This is a genomic window from Thermoactinomyces sp. DSM 45892, from assembly GCF_900107305.1.
Classification (GTDB): domain Bacteria; phylum Bacillota; class Bacilli; order Thermoactinomycetales; family Thermoactinomycetaceae; genus Baia.
On record NZ_FNPL01000016.1, the window covers coordinates 28,182 to 46,746 of the forward strand.

Annotated in this window: 18 protein-coding genes; 5 read left to right on the forward strand and 13 right to left on the reverse strand. The window is 43.2% G+C overall.

Annotation, left to right across the window (positions count from 1 at the left end):
• Positions 1 to 231: 231 nt before the first annotated feature.
• The 12 genes from prfB to metK form a co-directional block, all read right to left on the reverse strand.
• Positions 232 to 1,333, reverse strand: a protein-coding gene (gene prfB / locus BLU58_RS13000; RefSeq protein ID WP_143123788.1) for a peptide chain release factor 2 whose coding sequence is annotated in 2 segments (ribosomal slippage) — positions 232 to 1,260 and positions 1,262 to 1,333 — 1,101 coding nt in all. Because the reading frame shifts where the segments join, the coding sequence is not laid out codon by codon here.
• Positions 1,334 to 1,535: 202 nt separating this feature from the next.
• Positions 1,536 to 4,076 (reverse strand): preprotein translocase subunit SecA, encoded by a 2,541-nt coding sequence (gene secA, locus BLU58_RS13005; RefSeq protein WP_093292762.1) that lies wholly within the window; start codon positions 4,074 to 4,076, stop codon positions 1,536 to 1,538.
• A gap of 211 nt (positions 4,077 to 4,287) precedes the next feature.
• Positions 4,288 to 5,514, reverse strand: coding sequence for a glycosyltransferase family 4 protein (locus BLU58_RS13010; protein WP_093292764.1), 1,227 nt, complete (start codon positions 5,512 to 5,514; stop codon positions 4,288 to 4,290).
• A gap of 41 nt (positions 5,515 to 5,555) precedes the next feature.
• Positions 5,556 to 6,620, reverse strand: a complete 1,065-nt coding sequence (wecB, locus tag BLU58_RS13015; RefSeq protein WP_093292766.1) for a non-hydrolyzing UDP-N-acetylglucosamine 2-epimerase — start codon at positions 6,618 to 6,620, stop codon at positions 5,556 to 5,558.
• Between the two features lie 182 nt (positions 6,621 to 6,802).
• Positions 6,803 to 7,390: a ribosome hibernation-promoting factor, HPF/YfiA family gene (hpf, locus tag BLU58_RS13020; protein ID WP_093292768.1), complete on the reverse strand. Its 588-nt coding sequence runs from the start codon at positions 7,388 to 7,390 to the stop codon at positions 6,803 to 6,805.
• Between the two features lie 297 nt (positions 7,391 to 7,687).
• Positions 7,688 to 7,885, reverse strand: coding sequence for a cold shock domain-containing protein (locus BLU58_RS13025; RefSeq protein WP_072331382.1), 198 nt, complete (start codon positions 7,883 to 7,885; stop codon positions 7,688 to 7,690).
• A 313-nt stretch (positions 7,886 to 8,198) separates the two neighbouring features.
• The gene (locus BLU58_RS13030) at positions 8,199 to 8,474 is read right to left on the reverse strand and encodes an HU family DNA-binding protein (RefSeq protein ID WP_093292770.1); all 276 of its coding nucleotides are present in this window, start codon (positions 8,472 to 8,474) and stop codon (positions 8,199 to 8,201) included.
• A 56-nt stretch (positions 8,475 to 8,530) separates the two neighbouring features.
• The gene (locus tag BLU58_RS13035) at positions 8,531 to 9,268 is read right to left on the reverse strand and encodes a ComF family protein (RefSeq protein WP_093292772.1); all 738 of its coding nucleotides are present in this window, start codon (positions 9,266 to 9,268) and stop codon (positions 8,531 to 8,533) included.
• Positions 9,265 to 10,704, reverse strand: coding sequence for a helicase-related protein (locus BLU58_RS13040; RefSeq protein WP_093292773.1), 1,440 nt, complete (start codon positions 10,702 to 10,704; stop codon positions 9,265 to 9,267). The genes BLU58_RS13035 and BLU58_RS13040 overlap by 4 nt, the downstream gene beginning before the upstream one ends.
• Positions 10,705 to 10,764: 60 nt before the next feature.
• The gene (locus BLU58_RS13045; protein ID WP_093292775.1) at positions 10,765 to 11,190 is read right to left on the reverse strand and encodes a hypothetical protein; all 426 of its coding nucleotides are present in this window, start codon (positions 11,188 to 11,190) and stop codon (positions 10,765 to 10,767) included.
• Positions 11,191 to 11,225: 35 nt separating this feature from the next.
• Positions 11,226 to 11,999, reverse strand: coding sequence for a LuxR C-terminal-related transcriptional regulator (locus tag BLU58_RS13050; protein ID WP_093292777.1), 774 nt, complete (start codon positions 11,997 to 11,999; stop codon positions 11,226 to 11,228).
• A 92-nt stretch (positions 12,000 to 12,091) separates the two neighbouring features.
• Positions 12,092 to 13,291 (reverse strand): methionine adenosyltransferase, encoded by a 1,200-nt coding sequence (gene metK, locus BLU58_RS13055; RefSeq protein ID WP_093292779.1) that lies wholly within the window; start codon positions 13,289 to 13,291, stop codon positions 12,092 to 12,094.
• A gap of 370 nt (positions 13,292 to 13,661) precedes the next feature.
• On the opposite strand from metK, the gene BLU58_RS13060 reads away from it, so the two are divergent.
• The 5 genes from BLU58_RS13060 to BLU58_RS17315 all read left to right on the forward strand — a co-directional run bounded on the left by BLU58_RS13060 (position 13,662) and on the right by BLU58_RS17315 (position 18,125).
• On the forward strand, positions 13,662 to 14,750 hold the full coding sequence (locus tag BLU58_RS13060) for an LCP family protein (RefSeq protein WP_093292781.1): 1,089 nt from the start codon (positions 13,662 to 13,664) through the stop codon (positions 14,748 to 14,750).
• Positions 14,751 to 14,775: 25 nt separating this feature from the next.
• A complete protein-coding gene (locus BLU58_RS13065) occupies positions 14,776 to 15,960 on the forward strand; it encodes an LCP family protein (protein ID WP_176786672.1) in 1,185 nt (394 codons plus the stop codon).
• 156 nt (positions 15,961 to 16,116) lie between these two features.
• The gene (locus BLU58_RS13070; protein ID WP_176786673.1) at positions 16,117 to 17,139 is read left to right on the forward strand and encodes an LCP family protein; all 1,023 of its coding nucleotides are present in this window, start codon (positions 16,117 to 16,119) and stop codon (positions 17,137 to 17,139) included.
• Positions 17,140 to 17,200: 61 nt separating this feature from the next.
• Complete coding sequence (locus BLU58_RS13075; RefSeq protein WP_093292788.1) at positions 17,201 to 17,842, forward strand: YigZ family protein; 642 nt, start codon at positions 17,201 to 17,203, stop codon at positions 17,840 to 17,842.
• Between the two features lies 1 nt (position 17,843).
• Positions 17,844 to 18,125, forward strand: coding sequence for a M1 family aminopeptidase (locus tag BLU58_RS17315; RefSeq protein WP_143123789.1), 282 nt, complete (start codon positions 17,844 to 17,846; stop codon positions 18,123 to 18,125).
• On the opposite strand, the gene BLU58_RS13080 is transcribed toward BLU58_RS17315, so the two are convergent.
• A complete protein-coding gene (locus tag BLU58_RS13080) occupies positions 18,106 to 18,324 on the reverse strand; it encodes a TM2 domain-containing protein (protein ID WP_176786675.1) in 219 nt (72 codons plus the stop codon). The genes BLU58_RS17315 and BLU58_RS13080 overlap by 20 nt on opposite strands.
• Positions 18,325 to 18,565: the final 241 nt, after the last annotated feature.

The window sequence follows — 18,565 nt, forward strand, 5'->3', positions numbered from 1 at the left end:
GCTTCATTCATCGCTTTCAAACAAGGGGTCTTTCCATTAGTTCAAGAAAGAGAAATATTCTCCTCCTTGATTATACAAAACGAACGTTTCATTCATAAAAATATAAAAATTGGAAAATGTTTTCATCTATCTAGGCCACCTGCTACAAGCCTCCTATATTGTAACATTTAGCTGGGGGAAATGAAATCAAAGCGACCCAATTGTAAACTGGCCGCTTCGATCAAGTTAACATTATTTCATTTTGCTACGAAGATATCCTTCGATAAAAGAGGTGATGTCTCCGTCCATAACCGCTTGAACATTCCCCATCTCCACCGAGGTGCGGTGATCTTTTACCATACTATAGGGGTGGAATACATACGAACGAATTTGGCTTCCCCATCCAATCTCTGCTTGCTCCCCTTTTATGGCATTCATCTCTTTTTGTTGCTCTTCTAGCTGTCTTTCATATAAACGTGCTTTCAGGATCTTCATCGCTCGTTCACGGTTCTTAATTTGCGAGCGCTCCGATTGACAAGTTACCACCACATTGGTAGGAACATGAGTGATCCGAACAGCAGAGTCCGTTGTATTTACATGCTGACCCCCTGCTCCGCTAGATCGATAGGTGTCGATCTTGAGATCTTCTGTACGAATCTCGATTTCAATATCATTATCTACCTCAGGCATAACGTTACAAGAAGCAAAAGATGTATGACGACGTCCAGAAGAGTCGAATGGACTAATCCGCACTAAGCGATGGACCCCTTTTTCTGCTTTTAGATAGCCGTATGCGTTTACCCCTTTGATGAGTAAGGTAACACTTTTCACCCCAGCCTCATCTCCAGGCAAATAATCGAGGGTTTCCACTTTATATCCATTTCGTTCGGACCATCGGGTGTACATGCGCAACAACATCTCAGCCCAATCCTGAGACTCTGTCCCACCCGCTCCCGGATGAAGTTCTAAGATGGCCGAATTTCGATCATATGGCTCACTCAGCATCATGTGAAGTTCAAAGGCATCAACATCTTTGACAAGTTGCCGAATGGCCTTCTTCTGTTCTTCTAACAAATCTTCATCTTGTTCTTCTACAATTAATTCTAACATCATGTTTTGCTCTTCAAGCGCTTCATCAAGGGATGTGATTTGCTCCACTTGTTCCTTCAGTGATTTCATCTCATCGATTACTTTTTGTGCAGCCTGCTGGTCATTCCAAAAAGCCGCGTCTGTCATTTGGGTTTCTAGTTCTTGTAGCCGTTCTTTTTTTTGATCTAGGTCAAAGAGACCCCCGAATGTCCGCCAGTCGTTTGGCTGTATTCTGGAGCTCGTGTCTGATTTCTGATAAATCCAAAGCTCTCACCTCTTATGGTTGGTTCGTTTAGTTTGTTACAAGGGGATACACTGCTCCTAATCCATTCTGTACTGGTTTCAAGTAGTAGCTTTCTTTGCAACATGTATGTCCATTATAACGTATACGAGCAAGAAAACACATGATGCCAGTAGGATGGAGAAAAGGTAGCGCAGTGGCTACCTTCCCCTTTGTTCACTATAAGTTACTGTGTCTTTTTCATACAGCACTGTTTATACTTCTTACCGCTACCACATGGGCAAAGGTCATTACGTCCTGTTTTTTCCATATTGCGGACAGGGCGTTTCTTTTTGGGTTGCTCAGAGCGCTGGGTGTCGTCGCCAGAGACTGCTTGCGCATTTACCACAATTTCGTTTGGCTCTACTTCAATGGCTTCATCTTCTTCGATGACGGTTTTCATCAAATACTTCGCCACTTCTTCTTGGATCTCAGCCGTGAGAGCCTCAAACATAGCAAAGCCTTCCATTTGATAGCTACGAAGCGGGTTATCTTGACCGTAGGCGCGAAGGTGAATCCCTTGACGCAATTGTTCCATCGCATCAATATGATCCATCCATTTGCGGTCTACTGTACGTAAGATAACCACCTTTGCAAACTCTTGGAAACGATCATGGCCGATTTCTTCCACACGTTGCTTATAGAACTTCTCAACCTCTTCAGAGAGAATGTCGATCATTTCTTCTGCCGTTTTATGTTCAAGATCGTCATCATCTAGCGTGTCATCTGGAAGCAAGTTACTATGCGCATAATCAACGATAGCATCTAGATCCCATTCTTCCTCATCACTATCAGCTGTATGAATACTCACAACTCGCTCAATATCAGCCTTAATCATGTTAAATACAACATCGTGTAGATCGGTAGAAGTTAATATCTCTTTCCGCTGTGCGTAGATAATCCCCCGTTGTTGGTTCATCACATCATCGTATTGAAGAACCCAACGACGTGTATCAAAGTTATTTCCTTCCACCTTTTTCTGTGCATTCTCTACAGCACGGGTAAACATACCACCTTCAATCGGCTGGTCTTCATCCATGCCCAGACGATTCATCAAGCCTTCGATTCGCTCCGAACCGAAACGGCGCATTAAGTCATCAGAGAAAGAGAGGAAAAATTGAGAGGTACCCGGATCCCCTTGTCGTCCCGAACGACCACGGAGCTGGTTATCAATTCTACGGCTCTCATGACGTTCTGTCCCGATAATATGGAGTCCACCTAATTCAGCCACACCTTCGCCCAGCTTGATATCGGTACCACGGCCCGCCATATTGGTCGCAATCGTAACAGCACCCATCTGACCTGCCTGTGCTACAATCTCAGCCTCTTGAGCATGGTTTTTCGCGTTGAGGACTTGATGAGCGATACCACGTTTTTTTAGTAAACGGGAAAGCTTCTCTGAGTTTTCAATCGATACCGTTCCCACTAATACAGGTCGTCCTGTTTGGTGACTGAGTGCGATTTCCTCTACAACAGCACGGAATTTTGCCTCTTCTGTCTTATAGAGTACATCATTTTTATCTTCACGGATCATCGGACGGTTGGTAGGAATTTGGATAACGTCCATGTTATAAATCTTACGGAACTCCTCTTCCTCCGTCTTCGCCGTACCCGTCATGCCACCCAACTTTTCGTACATCCGGAAATAGTTTTGCAGAGTAATCGTTGCTAAGGTCATGCTCTCTCTCTGTACTTCAAGACCCTCTTTCGCCTCGATCGCTTGATGTAAGCCATCACTATAACGACGACCCTGCATCAAACGTCCTGTGAATTCGTCAACGATCACCACTTCGCCCTCTTCGGTAACGACATAATCTTGGTCACGTTTCATAATCACATGGGCTTTTAACGCCTGTTGCACATGGTGATTTAGGGTAATATGCTTCATGTCAAATAAATTATCAACACCTAAGAAAGACTCTACCTTCTTAACCCCATCATCCGTTAATGCCACTTGCTTCGTCTTAATATCGATCGAATAATCTTCTTCATCACGAAGGCGTTTGATAATCTGGTCCGCAGTATAGTACAGATCAGTCGCTTTCGCCGCTTGCCCACTAATAATGAGTGGAGTACGCGCTTCGTCAACTAAAATACTGTCAACCTCATCGACAATGGCGAAATTTAGTTCGCGTTGCGATAAACTATCCACATCCGTAACCATGTTATCACGCAGGTAGTCAAAACCAAATTCATTATTCGTACCAAATGTGATATCAGCGGCATACGCTTCCCGCTTCTCTTCCGGAGACATAAATGGCAAATTGAGCCCAACTGTTAACCCTAGGAACTCAAACACTTGCCCCATCCACTCTTTGTCACGCTGGGCCAAGTAATCGTTCACAGTAATGATATGAACGCCTTTGCCTGAAATCGCATTGAGGTACGCAGGTAGAGTAGACACTAAGGTTTTCCCTTCCCCCGTCTTCATCTCCGCGATATCGCCGTTGTGAATTACCATCCCACCGATTAATTGCACCTCAAAGTGACGCATGCCCAGCACACGTTTCCCCGCTTCACGCATCACAGCAAACGCTTCTATCAAAAGGTCATCTAGCGTTTCCCCGTCCTGATAACGTTTTTGGAATTCTCCCGTCTTTGCTTGTAATGCTTCATCACTTAACGCAATCATTTGTTCTTCCAAGGCATCAACCTGCTTAGCAAGCTGAAAATACTTTTTCAATTGTCGTTCCGTCGGATCTAAAAACTTCTTTAGCGCTTTAATCATGTAAACACCCTCCAAGAGGTAGTCTCATACCGTTTTCAACATACTATTTTTATTCTATCAAATAATATACCGTTTTTCACTTTAATCCTTTAACAAAACAGAAACAGAAGAAAACCATCCAGTCGATTCGATAGAGAGAACAGATGATAAATATGCCAAACTCCCCTTTCTCTCTATGAATCTCCCACCATGGCCTATACACAGGCAACTACTACTTCTCTTTCGATACCAATTTTTTCAAACGCAAGTAAAACGCATGTGCAAGCTTCTTACGATCTCCTTCGCGGTCGATATAATGGAGGCCGTTTAGGGCAATCTGTTCTTTTTGCTCCTCCGAATACTGGCGCACTTGACCAATCGCATCCGCTAACCCTTTCGGATTCTCCGCACCAGCAAAAATCCCTACTTCATTCTTCTCCACAATCTCGCGAACTTCCCCATCTACCGTCGATACAATGGGTTTCCCTAAGAAAGTATAGTCAAATAATTTATTCGGGCGCGCACCGCGAAACACTTCGTTATCAGCCAAGGAAATAATTCCACAATCAGCCGCATACGTGTAATCAAAGATCTCTGACTTCGCAACCGGGTCCAGTAGATGAACATTGGTTAATCCTAATTCCTCATGAAGGCGGACCAACTTCTCTTTTTCAGGCCCATCCCCGATCAGTACAATCGACGTCCCTGGTTCTAGGTATTGTCCTGCGCGCACTACATACTCTAGAGCGTTTGCTGGCCCATGTGCCCCCGTATAAACCGCTAAAAATTCATCTTCTGGGATTCCCATCCGCTTACGAAACTCATCTCTTGTCTCCGGCGTAGGCTCCCACGAACCCAGTACAACCCCGTTAGGAATCAGTTCAATCTTGCTTGGATCAATTCCCCGTTCTGTGATAAAAGTACGTTGATGATCGGTAAGAACAATAATCTGATCCGCATTTCGATACAGATGATTTTCCATCCAAGTCAGGATTCGAATAATATGTTTATTTGTAAGCCCACCCATCTTGATCAGAGAATCTGGCCACAGATCACGGACCTCAAACACAAACGGAACACGCTTGATTGCCGCTAACATCCAGCCCGAAAAGGCTAAAAAGAGATGCGGAGAGGAAGCGATCAGCACATCTGGACGCTTCTTAAACAAACCCTGCAAGAAAAAAACGACCGCAAAGCTTGCCATGTTAATCATTCTGCGGAAATCGTTTACCTTATGCGGAAACGACCACAACCAGTTTAAGCGCAAGCCTTTTACAGGAGGAATCGCTTGCTTCTCTTCTTCTGTTAACCAGCTACGGCGCGGGTGGACGAAGCGAGACATCCACAGATCCACCTCTGCTCCCTCCTCTTCGGCCCACTCTTTCGCTAGCTCATAGTGCCTTGTAATCCCCGCAATATTAGGGGGAACAGCATAGTGATTAGCCAACCAAATCTTCATTGCTCTTCACACTTCCTTGTAATAACGAATCATTCTTCTCATCACAGTTCTTTTTCTAATATGTCCACGATTTGTGTAGCGGTTGTCCCATCTCCAAACGCGGCAGGCACCTGAGAGAAATCTACTGTAAATCGCTCCACCATCTCTAAAATCTGTGCAGAATCCGCTCCAACTAATACATTGGTCCCGAGTTCTACCGTTTCCGTCCATTCGGTTTCATCACGCATTGTAATGCAAGGAACTTGAGCAAAAAATGCTTCCTTCTGCACGCCACCCGAGTCGGTTAGAATCTTACTTGCATGAACCTCTAACTGCAACATATCCAAGTAACCCACAGGCGAAATGACCTTCACGTTCGAATTAGTAATCTGTAAGCCGAATTGCTCTAACTTCCCAACGGTACGCGGATGTAGAGGGAGAATAGCAGTCATCGAAAGCTCATTTAGTGCCGATACAATCGCACTCAAACGAGCTGGATCATCCGTATTTTCTGCACGATGCAAGGTAACCAAAAGATACGCTTTCGGCATAATCTTTAATTCATCTAGTATGCGGGATTGTTCATCTGCTAAGGTACGATTAAAATTCACCACATCTAGCATCACATCCCCGACAAGTGACACTCCTGCCGTTACTCCTTCCGAGGATAAATGCCTCACAGCCGTCTCCGTCGGACAAAATAGCCAGCGGGAGACGTGATCCGTTAATACACGGTTTACTTCTTCCGGCATGCGACGGTTAAAACTCCTAAGTCCAGCCTCCACATGTGCGACTGGGATATGTAGCTTTGCCGCAGCAAGAGCCCCCGCCAGAGTGGAATTCGTATCCCCGTATACGAGAAGTGCGTCAGGCTTCTCTTTCATCAACACTTCTTCTACTTTTGTTAACATCTCTCCTGTTTGAGCACCGTGCGATTTAGAACCGACATGTAAATGATATTCAGGATGAGGAATTTGCAGTTCTTCGAAGAAAATATCCGACATCGATTGATCATAATGTTGTCCAGTGTGCACCAGAACTTCTTGTCCACGGGAGCGGATTGCTCGTGATACAGGAGCTGCTTTTACAAATTGCGGACGAGCCCCTACCACTGTTACTACCTTCATCATCATTCCTCCAACGACCTAGAGCATAGTATATGATGCCTATCTTAACACAGAACTGGTTCCACTCTAAACCATCCAGACTCATCTGACATAAAACAGACTAAAGGCGAGTGAGTGTATCCCTCTCGCCTTTAGTCTGTTTTCGCTTCATTCTTTATATCATCCATTCATGATCCAGCACCTTACTCTGGAGCAATGAGTCCATACTTACCATCTTTTCTGCGATAAACCACATTTACCTCATCTGTCTCAGCATTTTCAAAGACAAAGAAGTTGTGACTTAGCATGTCCATTTGTAACACGGCTTCATCCATACCCATTGGTTTGAATTGAAAACGCTTCGTGCGAACAATCTCAACATCTGCGAGCGAACTAGAATCCCACTCTTCTTCCACTGCAGTTGCTGCTACACTTGAGTAGGCTGCTAAAGCTTCTTCCATATATTGCGAACGGAGACTACCTTCCTGACGGGCTTTGCGATGAATTCGGGTCTTGTACTTACGAACTTGACGTTCTAGCTTCTCTACCACAAGATCAATGGATGCATACATATCCTCACCTTGATCTTCGGCTCGAAGAAGTAATCCTGGAAACGGAATCGTTACTTCCACCTTGTGTTGATCTTTATTGCCTTGTACAGTTAACGATACATGCGCCTCAGAAGTATCATTACTTATGAGGTAACGCTCCAGTTTTGCTAAACGCTTTTCGACGTACTCTCTTAGTGCATCTGTCACCACAACATTATTGCCACGGACGATATAATCCATAAATTGAATCCTCCTTCCGCTTTATACTATCTATTACCCTTTTACTGAAAAAATTCCTCCTAAATCTTTACGAAAAAAGGAAGTTAAATTATCCCAATCGCACTTGAAAAAACGAATGTATGATAACCAACGAAATTCCCGACTTGAAGAAGTGGAACGATTGATCATTCAGAAGCTTTTTTCCATGTAAGTATCATTTGCTACGCCTTCTTAGATAGTAGAAAACTCCCTAGCCAAATAGGCATAGGGAGTGGACTAGCTTAGTATTAGACTTGAAGAAGTCCTCGAAAAAGCCAATTAAGCTCTTACTACGTTTGCCGCTTGTGGACCACGTGGGCCATCAACGATTTCGAATTCTACTGTTTGACCTTCTTCAAGGGTTTTGAATCCGTCGGTTTGAATTGCGGTGAAATGTACGAATACGTCGTCTCCGCCTTCGCGCTCGATGAAGCCGTAGCCTTTATCAGCGTTAAACCATTTTACTTTGCCTTGCATGGAAACACTTCCTTCTTGGTTAAAAAATATTGCAGAAGAGTTACATCTTTGCGATTAAACTATATCACCAGAACTTTCATCATGTCAAGTTAACATGAGTATATACTCACTACCATAATTTGTCCAAAGTCTGCGATAGCTTTCGTTATCCACATGGACACAGAAGAGCCGAACCGATATGTAAGTCCAATCCACGATAAATTTTCTATAAACTACTGTCAAAGCCTGTCATTCGGGATAACCTGATACGAAGGATGAGTCCAAGCTGTAAAAAATAAGACACCTCCGCGAGAGAAGTGTCCTATGGATCAAACTATACATTTACTGCATCTTTTAACTGTTTACCAGGTTTAAAAGCAGGAACTTTGCTCGCTTCAATCTGAATTTCTTCGCCTGTCTGTGGATTGCGCCCCATACGAGCGGCACGTTCTTTTACCTCAAAGTTTCCGAAGCCTACTAACGTTACTTTATCTCCACTTACAAGGGCCTCCGCAATCGCTTGTAGCACAGAATCCACCACAGTACTTGCTTCCTTTTTTGATTTTCCAGTAGATTCTGCTACACGTTCCACTAATTCTGATTTATTCATACATGACACTCTCCTCATTTTTTCTTATTCATCTGTCTTTCCAAAACTCACTCGCTTTATACATATTCAGAATTCGTCCTTGCAAATGTACACGCAACAGGCTGAAAGTTAGCCTTTCGTAAGAGTTTGGCGCACTCCCTTACAGTTGATCCAGTGGTATATACATCATCGACTAAAAGAACCGATTGACCGGATGAATCCATCTGTTTTCCTTGGTAAGAAAAAGTTCCTACGAGTGCTTGGAGTCTTTGATCTCGACTTCGCTTACTTTGTGGCTGATCTTGATAACTCTGTCGAACTAACAAATCTACTACAGGAACATGTAATTGTGCGCCGATAATATGAGCTAGCTGTTTTGCTTGATCAAACCCTCGTTCATATACTCTCTTGCGATGGCAAGGAACATATGTAATCATAAAGCGATCCATATGTAAAAAACGCTGCTTAATCAACGAAGCCATCCACAGTCCCATCGGCCTTGATAATCGCTCATCACCCCGATACTTCCATTGCTGAACAACTAAACGAGCCCAATGGTTATACTCGACACAACTAATGTTTACAACTCGGTCAGACTCGGGAGTCCGCTGGCAATCGTAGCAAAAGGAATCATCGATCGAATTCGGCTTCCCACAAACTCTGCACTGTGGGTATGCTAACATCTTGCGTTTTTCCGTACAACCTGCACATAACTGTTCCCAAATCGGATTGCCTATCACCTTAGGACGAGGGGACTGACAAAACCAACATAATGCAGACGAATCACCAAATATTTTCGACCACCAACTCCTCATCCACCAAACTCCTTGCAAGCCTCTCGATTTAAGAGTTGTATCTCCCGAATCGCTTGGCAAATAGGTTCTGTTTTATGATTGGATAAAAACCACACTTTTCCTGCTTGGTATTGCAAACTTCTTCCAACCCTACCTGCAATTTGGACCAAAGAAGCCCGATCATATACAGGATGATCTGCACGTAGCACAACTGCATGACATTGTGGAATGGTAATGCCACGTTCTAAAATAGTAGTAGTTACGAGATGAAGAATATTTCTATCCCTAAATCGCAACATTTTCTCTGTTCGATTTTCATCCGTACTAGATACAAAATCCACTTGTCCCTCGTCAAAAGAGGATTCTCTTTTTAACCACTCCGCTACTATCCTTGCATCCTCGATACGGGGCACGAACCACAATGCTTGTCCATCTGTACTCGTAATCTCATTTATGATTCGTTGCACCGTTCGATTCATCTTATGAGACTTGATCTGATCCCACAGGACCGGCTCTCTTTTCCAAATCGGGCAGGGCATCGGTTTGCCATGAAATCTACATGGCAACAATACAGTAGGTAATATGCCTTTTCGCATCCGATGAATCCATAAATCCGTAGGCGTCGCGGTTAAGAGAATGATCGTGCCACCTGTTCTTTTTGACCTTTGGATGGAATATTCTAACGCTGGATTCCCCTCGAGCGGAAAGGCGTCCGCCTCATCCACTATGACTAAATCAAATAGATGGGCCATTCGAATCGTCTGATGTGCTGTAGCAATCACCAATGGGCTTAACATCCATTTGTCTGGGCTTCCCGCATAATGTTCCGTGACAATCTCATCTGGAAAAAATCGTTTTAACCGCGGGGCTAATTCCTTTACCACATCTTGCCTAGGTGTACACCAGAGTACCGACATCCCTTGACGAATCAATGGTTCGATCACCGGGATCATCGTCTCTGTCTTACCCGCCCCCGTAACAGCCCAAAACAAGACAGTGGGCATTTTTTGTTTCACATACGTAGATAACTTCTGCGCAGTGACCGACTGCCGCGCTGTTAATTGGATCGAAGACGGCTTTACCGTCCGTGCGATCTGCACCCTATCGTGTCCTTCCCGTACAAACCGATACAGATATTGGCAGCTTCTTGCTCGTCCAAGTAGAAGGCAATGTTTACAACTGGCACAACGATCTCGTTCACACCTCCCACAAGGAGTGAAGAAGATAAACTCTTGATCTGCACCGCAACGAAGACACTTCCATCTCCCATCCCGACTCACAATGGCAGGAAACACAGCAAGCCAATTCTTTCCCCTCCACTGACGAATCATTTCAATCCATTCATCCTCCGATTGTCTTGGAAAATGAAGTGCTCGAAATCGCTGTACTTCTTGATCTAGTAGTAGACGTCCTTCCCAAAATGAATAGGTGCACTCGCTTTCTTGTTTGATTTCCACTTATCACGTCACCCCACAAACCAATAAAAAAACCAGACGCGCACACGGAGTCTGGTGATATTACGATGCTGACCACTTGCCTTTCACTGTATCTTCTTCATACGAAACTCGTAAGTCCATCACAATAAATCGCTCGCCGACCTTCTGATTGGCTTTCATCCATCGCTCGACAGCACCCTCATCAGACGTCATATGAATAAACTCTAACTCTACATATCTGCGGTGTAGCTTCTCCAGTAATCGGTCTGCCTCTTCTGTGTGGCCAATTAGCAGACAACTAACCTTCCCATGACTCCCCGAAATACGACGATTCGTATAATAAGACCGAATCCACCATTCTAGTTGCTGTTCTGTATTATCTGCAATGACGACCAAGTGTGATGCTTTATTATGATAATAACTTCCGTAGAGCCAATTTGACCTCTTTACGAACATCCAGATTACAAAATAGATAGCGATCCCTGCTAAACCAACTCCCACCATCATCATACAAACCCCCTTTTCCTATCTAAACTGGATTTCTATATTAATTGGACCCACCCGTATTTGATAGCAAGCAATACAGCTTGTGTACGATCTTGGACGTCTAATTTATATAAAATCTTACTTACATGATTTTTAACGGTCTTCTCACTAATAAATAAATGTTCTCCAATCGCCCTGTTATTTTTCCCTTGTGACAGTAAACGCAAGACCTCCATCTCCCGATTAGTGAGAATCTCTTGCCAATTTACTATATGATACGATGTATGAATTCGACTAAAAGCACCCTCTTGCCGACTCAATCGACGAAGTTCGCTTGCCATCTTGCTCACCAATGCTGGATGTATATAGGTTCCGCCACAAACGACTACTTTTAAGGCTTCGATGAGTTGCTGCGGCTCCATTCCCTTTAGGAGATAGCCAGTCGCTCCATTACGGATGGCTTCTACTGCATACTGATCCGCTTGATCCGTTAGAATGAGAACTTTTGTTTGAGGAGTCACTCGATTGATGTAGTGCGTTACCTCTACTGCATCCATTCTAGGTAAATATAGATCCATCAAAACAACTTGCGGAATTAGAGTTTCACATACATGTGCTACTTCTGATCCATCTATACAAGATGCTACAATTTGCAACTCAGGATAATAAGAAAATATATTTTTATATCTATTCAGACAAATGTCACTGGAATCTGCTACTAAGATACGGATGGGGGATATATTGGAAGGCTCACTGAATTTGGCATTTGGTTGATGAAGAAACGGACTCTCAAGCAAAACGTTCACCTCACTCCCTTGATGAATATCCAAAATCGCCTGATATCTCTTTTTATTCTATCATGAATCCTTTTTTGTTTAAACAAAAAGAGCCACCCTTTGTTGGATGACTCTTCGTAATGAACTTATAAGCCTGCGTCTGTCTTCAATGCTTCTACTTTATCTGTGCGCTCCCACGGCAGGTCGATATCGGTACGACCGAAGTGACCGTAAGCAGCCGTTTGGCGATAGAGCGGACGACGTAGGTCTAGCTGACGGATGATTCCGGCTGGGCGAAGATCGAAGTGTTTATTTACTAATTCAACTAGAACGGATTCATCTACCTTACCCGTACCAAACGTCTCAACGCGAACAGACATAGGGCGAGCCACTCCGATCGCGTAAGCCAATTGCACTTCACACTTCTCAGCAAGACCTGCAGCAACTAGATTTTTCGCTACATAACGTGCCGCATAGGCAGCAGAGCGGTCTACTTTCGTCGGATCTTTACCAGAGAATGCTCCACCACCATGACGAGCATATCCACCGTAAGTATCTACGATGATCTTACGACCTGTTAGCCCGGCATCCCCAAGAGGTCCACCGATTACGAATCGACCTGTTGGATTAATAAAGTACTTTGTATTTTCATCAATCATATCTTTTGGAACGATTGGGCCAAAAACATGCTTCCTTATATCGCTCTGAATCTGCTCAAGTGTAGCATCCTCAGCGTGTTGAGTAGAGCATACAAGTGCATCAATTCGAACTGGCTTGTCGTCTTCATACTCTACCGTCACTTGAATTTTACCATCGGGACGTAGATACTTGAGCGTTCCATCGACACGTACTTCATGAAGCCTTCTAGCTAGTTTATGTGCTAGCGAGATCGGGAGCGGCATCAATTCTGGAGTCTCGTTACAAGCAAAGCCAAACATCAATCCTTGGTCTCCCGCACCAATCGCTTCAATCTCTTCTTCCGTCATAGAGCCTTCACGAGCTTCTAATGCTTGATCTACACCTTGAGCAATATCAGCAGACTGCTCATCAATCGATGTCAAAACAGCACAAGTTTGAGCGTCAAAACCAAATTTTGCACGAGTGTATCCGATATCACTTACTGTTTTACGTACGATTTTTGGGATATCAACATAGCAATTGGTTGTGATTTCACCCGCAACTAAAACCAAGCCAGTTGTCACAGAGGTTTCTGCAGCAACACGGGCATTCGGATCTTTTTCTAAAATAGCATCCAAAATAGCATCCGAAATCTGGTCACAAATCTTATCTGGATGACCCGCTGTTACGGATTCAGAAGTAAACAACGTACGCTTCTTTTCAGACATAGATTAACTCCTCCTAAATAACCATTATATGTAAATAAAAAAACCTCTCCTCTCTTGGAAAGGTGTTTCTACTCTTCAGCTTGATGACAAACTTCTCGTGTGAACACCTAGTAAAAAAGAGGCTACTTCATTCCAATCAATCTCTACATCACCACTAAGAATACAAGATTATACTCATAAACACAAGCAACATTCTGTATGCATATAGTTTTATTTCGTAATTAAATAAATATTCTACCACCCCCTACACGCATCTCAACGTCTCCACTCATTTTTGAGGATTTTGTGTACCTTACATAGTAATGTGTTAAAAGGGTAGAAAAGGTGATAGGATGTAGTAAAAAATTATACAAATAAGTGAGGGCTAGTTATGCAAGATGGCTTCGGGCCCACGGATTCAAGTAAACAACCAACTCCAAAAAAGAGTAGGAAAAAAAAGATTGTCATCTGGACATCCGCTATTCTCTCAACTCTTCTTGTTACAGTTGGTGTTTACGCCTATAATCTCTATACGACAGTAGCCAACAGTCAAGACTCTACAGCCGGAAAATCTTCCCTACGAACAGAACAAGTAGATGTAAAGAAAGAACCCTTTACTATCCTATTCATCGGTGCAGACCAATACAACTCCAAAAAAGAGTCAAAAGAAGGCTGGCGTCCTGATGTGATGATGCTTGCTGTCGTCAATCCAGAAAGAAAGAATATCCACATGATAAGTATCCCTCGCGATACCTTTTTCCAGATTCATGGGACGAAGACTCAAACGAAAATCAACGCTTCTGCCGCTTCCATATATACAAGTATAAACAAGCTTACCCCCATTAACTCTGTACGGGAAACCGCGCAAGATTTCCTGAATCGGCAAATCCCTATCGACTATTATGCTAAAATCAATTTTAGTGGTTTTATCGGCCTTGTCGACCAAGTAGGTGGAATTGATGTAGATGTTCCATACGACTTTAAAATGCAGACATTTGGTGGGAAATATCTCCACTTTAAAAAAGGGAACCAGCATTTAAATGGGGAAGAAGCACTCGTATTTGTACGACAACGAAAGCTAGATCCCGAGGGTGACCTCGGACGCAACAAACGCCAACAACAAGCCGTAAGGCAAGTTTTAGATAAAATGCTTAGCTTCCAGAGCTTAACGCAGTTCACTGATATCACGGAAGTAATTGGAAACAACTTCCAGTACAGCTTTAACGTTTCGGATATATTACCTCTAATGAGTATTTATGCGGATATACCAAAAGAAAATAACCACATCATAAAATTAAATACGTATTCTAAAACCCTCTCCGGCCATGGAGACTGTCAGATCACGACAGAAGGTGAACGGAAACGAGTAGTGGCAGAATTGCTAAAAGCAATGGACAAACCATACAGTGAGGCAGATCTCTCGTACGATTTTGAACAAGATCTCAAGAACCCTAACCGTAAACAGAAGCCCGGAAACTAAGGGTTTCTGAAAGGAGAATGAAATGATGAACTCCCAACGTAGTCGACTGGAACGAGTAGAAATGCGTAAAAAGAAGAAGAAAAAGAGACTCATTATTATTAGTGCAATCCTAGTTCTCTTCATCGGTGTAGCTGGTTACTATGCGACTAATCTCCTGAGTGCACTTTCAAATTCTCATGATGAAAATCTGAAAACAGATGCCAAGAAAGTAGATATAAAACAAGAGCCATTTACCATGCTCTTAGTAGGAATTGATCAATATGATCTTGAAAGCGAGAAGAAAAGCGGAGGGCGTCCCGATGTCTTAATGGTAGCTACAGTAAATCCAAAGGAAAAGTCTGTACGAACTATGAGTATCCCTCGTGATACGTATGTGAAATTCTATAATTCAACTAGCAAAGGAAAGATTACGGATACCCTATCTGCTCTCCACTCTGGTTCGGATGCGAAAGCCAAAAACCAGCAAATCGTAAAACAGGTAGAACAGTTCTTGGATAACAAAATCCAAATCAATTACGTAGCACAGATTAATTTCTCAGGATTTATGGATCTGGTAAATGCAGTAGGTGGCATTACCGTAGACAATAAATATAAATTCCAAGTTCCCTTCTACGGTGGGAAAATGCTGAAATACGAAAAAGGGCAACTCAACCTAAACGGGGAACAGGCCCTGATGTATGTAAGAACTCGTAAAAACCATAAAGGCACTGGTTCCATCGTTCCTGCCGAAATGGAAAACGATAATGATCGCAACCGTCGCCAACAAGAAGTGCTTAGTGCCATTTTAGGCAAAATGACTGGATTTACTGGTGTGACTCAGTTTAGTGACATTACCGAAGCGGTCGGAAAGAACTTCCGTTATAGCTTTGATATGAGTGAAATTCTTCCTATGTTTAATGTGTATCGTGAATCACAAAACAATAAAGAATCGATCGCTCTACACAACTACTCGCTTAAACAGAATGAGAAATGGTTCCAAATCGTTCCGGAAGGTGAGCGTCAACGTGCCATCGCTGAACTGCTCAAGCATCTAGGAAAAGAGTACGACAAACGTGCCATCACATATGATCACACGCTAGATCCCTTCGAGGCCAAAACACTCGAACAAATCCCGAAACAAGTACCCCAAAAAGCATATCGAAATTCTGACAGCACAGGCACCAACCAGTCGAATCAACCTTCCGGCTCTACTACTAGCAATGGAAGGTAATCGACTACCTCAACGCCATATCCTTTTTTAAAAATACCTGATCCCATTCAGGTATTTTTTTCTTCTATCCTCAAAACTTGCTCCCAATATTTCCTAAATGATAGTATAAGAGCAATTCGTTTTCCCAAGCTTCTAAATGAAATGAGGAATCTTTTAGTGAAGGATCAACGCTCCAAGCAACGAGCAGCACGAAGGAAAAAGAGGAATCGAATACTCCTCATATGTTTGGCAATTATGGCTCTAGTGGGTAGCTTTTATATATATCAAATGTGGAGTGCTCTCGCAAAAGGACACGATTCCAATGCGACAAAATCAGATCTTAGACAGGAGCAAGTAGAAATCGGGAAGGAGCCGTTTACCGTCTTGCTCATGGGTGTCGACTCCCGAACTGCCAAAGGGGAAAAGGAATCGTGGCGCCCCGATGTACTCATGATTGCTGCCATTAATCCAGAGAAGAAATCCGCCTCCATCGTCAGTATCCCCCGTGATACTCGGACCACCATCTCCCATACCAATGGGTGGAAAGATAAGATCAACTCAGCCGCTACATGGGGAAGAGAAAAAGGAGTCGATCCCGTTACCAATGTAAGGCTCACGGTTGAAAACTTTCTAGAAGGCGTCCCCATCGATTACTATGCGAAGATTAACTTCCAAGGCTTTATGGACGTAGTGAATCAACTGGATGGGGTTGATGTGGATGTCAAGAGGGCGTTCACTTACCACTCCTTTAACGATAAAATCATCCATTTCAGACTTGGACCCATGCACTTAAATGGGGAAGAAGCATTAGCCTATGTACGCATGAGAAAGCAAGACCCTGAAGGAGATCACGGTCGAAATCGCAGACAACAAGAAGTAATCAATCAGCTATTAGACAAATTAACAGGAGTTCAAGTGTTAACCAAATTTACTTCGCTCACCGAAATCGTAGGAAACAACTTTGTCTATAGCTTCAATCCCTCTGAAATTCCTACCTTAGCCAGCATCTACCGTAGCATTCCGAAAGAATCTTTAAAACACATCACGGTTCAAGCTCCTTCTGAAAGAATCAACGGAATCTGGTATGATTTAGTTAGCCAAAAAGAGCGTGATCGCGTTAGCAACCTACTAAAAAAAGAGTTGGACCTACCTTACGATCAAAATAAAATCGAGGTCCCTCAAATGAAAAAGACAAATTGAACAACACCTCAAAGACGGCGCTTATTAGCCGTCTTTTCTCTGGGAGAGGAGCCCTAGCATCATGAAAACACCCTTATCGTATCGAACCATTGCTGGATATGGCGAAACGGAGATCATCATTCAGAAATCTCGTTTTATCTGCCAAGCATCACCTGTCAAAACGGAAGAAGCAGCCCAGAAATTTATCGCTGACATCTCTAAAAAATACTGGGACGCCACCCATAACTGCTCCGCCTATCTCATCACCGATCTCATCCAAAAAGCATCCGACGATGGTGAGCCTTCTGGAACAGCAGGCAAGCCCATGCTCGAAGTCCTACATGCCAAGAAAGTTCAATACACAGCAGTTGTCATTACTCGATATTTCGGAGGAACAAAGCTAGGAGCCGGTGGCCTAGTCAGAGCTTACAGCCAAGGAACGTCCGCCGCCCTAGAAGCCGCAGGAATCGTCCAGCCCGTCCTCCATCAATCCATCACCATCACCTTTGACTACGCACATATAGGTAAGCTCGAACACGAACTACGTCAAACCGCCTACTTCCTTGACCAGCCCGTATTTACCGAGCATATAAGCTGGACCCTATGGGTTCCCACGGACGAAGTGACTCAGATAAAGGCCCAGATCATCGACTGGACCCATGGTCAGGCAAAGGTAGAACTGGGAGAGTTTGAGTATCGAGTGAGGTTTACAACTCTTAAATAAGTTGTTTGTTAGATATTATGGAGACTCGCATCCCAGGTGTAAATATGGAATACCCCACCATCATCCAAATGGGGGCTACTCGAATAAGACAACCAAACTGTCATTTGTTCATGAACTGGCTCACCAGTGGTTTTATGGGATGATAGGAAATGATCCGTATGAAAACCCAGCATTAGACGAAGGATTTGCTGTTTTTGCAGATCAATACTTTCATGAATACGACACAAAAGGGAAGAATGGATTCGTATGTATTTTTTCTTTTATTAGATACGGTGAGACTTAGTATACGCAAGTCGGTAATTATAATTATCGACTTGGCGTCCAAGTGTAAATAAATCATAAATCCATCCGAATCCGAACAATCCAAACGTTAATAGAAATAAAATCCCAGTTCCTACTTTCCCTAAATAAAAGCGATGAAGCCCAATAAATCCTCCTATAAAAATAAGTAGAATATATGCAATAGCCTTATCTTTTCTCATTCTAGTAGACATCTCCTTGAATATTTTAAAATATAGATTCCCTTCTACAAATACTCCAAACATGTAATCAACATATGTCAGTCGGATCTGTTTCAAATTATTATGATACGCACTTAGGGGCAGATGGCCCCAAAATCATCGAGAAACGTATGAATCTCACCCATATGACATTCTTCATAAAGAAACTGATAATTACCCATTATTGAATGTTCGTCTGATCCCGCAGAATTGTACGAAAAAA